Raw genomic sequence first — 2266 nt, 5'->3', positions numbered from 1 at the left:
GCCGGGTTCCGGGGCGGACGATTCGTCGAGCACGGTCACCAGGCCGGTGTCCAGGTCGACGTGTGCGGGTACGAGCCGGAGCTGACCCGTGGCGATCCGGGCCCGGAGCACGGGGCTGCGGTGCAGCGCCCGGGTCTGGGCCAGGATGTTGGCGCGTACCCCGTTGGCCACCGGGTCACCCGGTGCGTCGAGGACCGGTTCCACCACCGGTCGCAGCGCCTCGACGATGTCCCCGATCCGGCCCGGGGCGTGCCCGCCGTGCCGGATCGCGTCGATGGTGGCGGTGACCGCGCCACACCGCTCGTGCCCGAGCACCACCACCAGCGGTGAGCCACACTCCACGACGGCGTACTCGACACTGCCGACCAGCAGGTCGTCGGCGACGTTGCCGGCCACCCGGTTGTCGAACAGGTCCCCGATCCCCTGGTCGAACAGGATCTCCGGGGCCACCCGCGAGTCGGCGCAACCCAGGATCACCGCCGACGGGTACTGACCGTCGGCGACCGCGCGCAGGTGCGCGACCGACTGGCGGGGATGGCGGGCCCGGTCCCGGACGAACCGCCGGTTTCCGGCGAGCAGCCGGCGCAGGGCCCACTGCGGGCTGCCCGGCTGGGCGGACCGGCCGGAGTTCTGGGCGGGGGCGCGGTGCGCCGGGCCCGGGGCCGGCTGCGCGCGGGCCGGCGCGGCGGCCGGTACCGCCACCCCGGTGGCGACCAGGGCGGCGACGGCGAGCAGCGTCCGGCGGGACGCGTGGGTGACACCGGTACGGAACACGGACACGTCGACTCCCTGGCTCTCCTGCCGGTACAGCTCGGCAGATCGCCCGGATCATCCCATGCCGCTGGGCAGAAATGGGGCATTTGTCCGCTGCGGCGGCCGGCGCGTTCAGTCCTTCCGGATGATCCCGGTGATGCCGGCGACCGCCAGCGAGGTGATGACCCAGCCGAGGATCGTGGCGAGCCAACTGAAGGCGACCAGCGCCCAGCCCAGGTGCCCCTGCCCGGTGATCCGCCAGCTGTCGAACTGCCCGACGTGGACCAGTGGGATCACCACGTCGATGGCGTAGCCGAGCGGATAGAAGCACGGATAGTCCCGCTCGCAGGAGAGGGCGGTCACCTCGGCCATGTCCGCGCCGGCCCGGGTCGGCTGGACCATGCCGGTCCGATGCTGCGCCCACCAGGACAACAGTGCGACGACCGCATACAGCACCGCCAACCATGCCACTGCCCCCAACGGCCGATAGCCGTACCCGACGGTCCGGTCGAGCAGCCAGTTCTTCACGCGTTCCGGACGGTTCAGCTCTCCGAACCGCCGCAGGTCGCGCTGTTTGGCGATCCCGACGGCCTTCGCATCCCCCTCCTGGCCGGCCTGCCGGTACACCCGCACCAACTGCTCGTACGGCTGAAGGGCGAACGCCTTCCGGTTCAGCAGATCGGTGTGCGTCTTCCAGATCCACTTCTCCAGCCGGTCCTGCACGTCCGGCTGATGCTGGTTGTCGAAGCCGCCATAGGTAAAGCCCGTCAGGTGCAAGCGGCCGTACGGCGGCCAGTTGCCCTCCGGCCGCTCCGAGGTCCAGTGGTCGATCAGCCGCCCGACAGCCGCGTGGTCGAGATCGACGGAGCCACCCACCCGGTTGCGGGGCAGCCAGAGGAACTCCTGACCGACTCGCATCCCCGCCGCCTTGAGCACAGCCGGGTCTCCGACCAGTTCCGCCTCGGTGAGGTCGAGCGATTTCCCGATATCCGCGCCCTGCACCGAAACAGCGGCAGAAGCCCGAAAGCCCTTACTCATATACACGCCACCGGCAACCTTGAGTCGGTCCCCACTGAACGCGTGTCCCTCCTCGTCACGCCCACACAAATCAGCCCCTTCGAGGTGAAGGGTACTTCCGAGGTCAGAACCGACCAGACGAAGGGAACCACCGCTCACGACTATCCGATCGAGACGTACCGGGCCGCTGACGGCAATACTGTCAGCATTGAGTGCAGCCCGCCCCGGCGCATCGATCCGCGCTTCCACGGCCTGAAAGTTGCCGGTGACATCTGCCCCGAGGAATCGAACGGCACCGCTCGCCCTGAATCTGTTCAGAAACAGGCCAGCGCCGATCTTCAATTGATCGCCAAGCAATGCGTTTCCATTGCCATCGCAATCGGCAAGTTCGGCACCGTTGCCACTCAATTGGCCGACAATATCAGCTCCCAGAAGACTGAACCCACCTGCCACTATTCTGCTCTGATCGAAGATCAGGTTTCCGCCCACCCTGGCC

General features: G+C 68.6%; 2 protein-coding genes. Both read right to left on the bottom strand.

Features of this window, described 5'->3' with window-relative positions:
• The coding region (locus GSF22_RS33000) for a carbonic anhydrase (protein WP_307804510.1) at positions 1–780 on the bottom strand (780 nt) is incomplete at its 3' end.
• A gap of 105 nt (positions 781–885) precedes the next feature.
• Positions 886–2266: hypothetical protein (locus tag GSF22_RS32995; RefSeq protein ID WP_208817826.1), on the bottom strand; the 1381-nt coding region annotated here is incomplete at its 5' end.

The sequence above is a fragment of the Micromonospora echinofusca genome, assembly GCF_017614955.1.
GTDB lineage: Bacteria > Actinomycetota > Actinomycetes > Mycobacteriales > Micromonosporaceae > Micromonospora > Micromonospora echinofusca_A.
The sequence above is the reverse complement of the archived record's forward strand: the minus strand, read 5'-3'. Positions and strand labels throughout refer to the sequence as shown.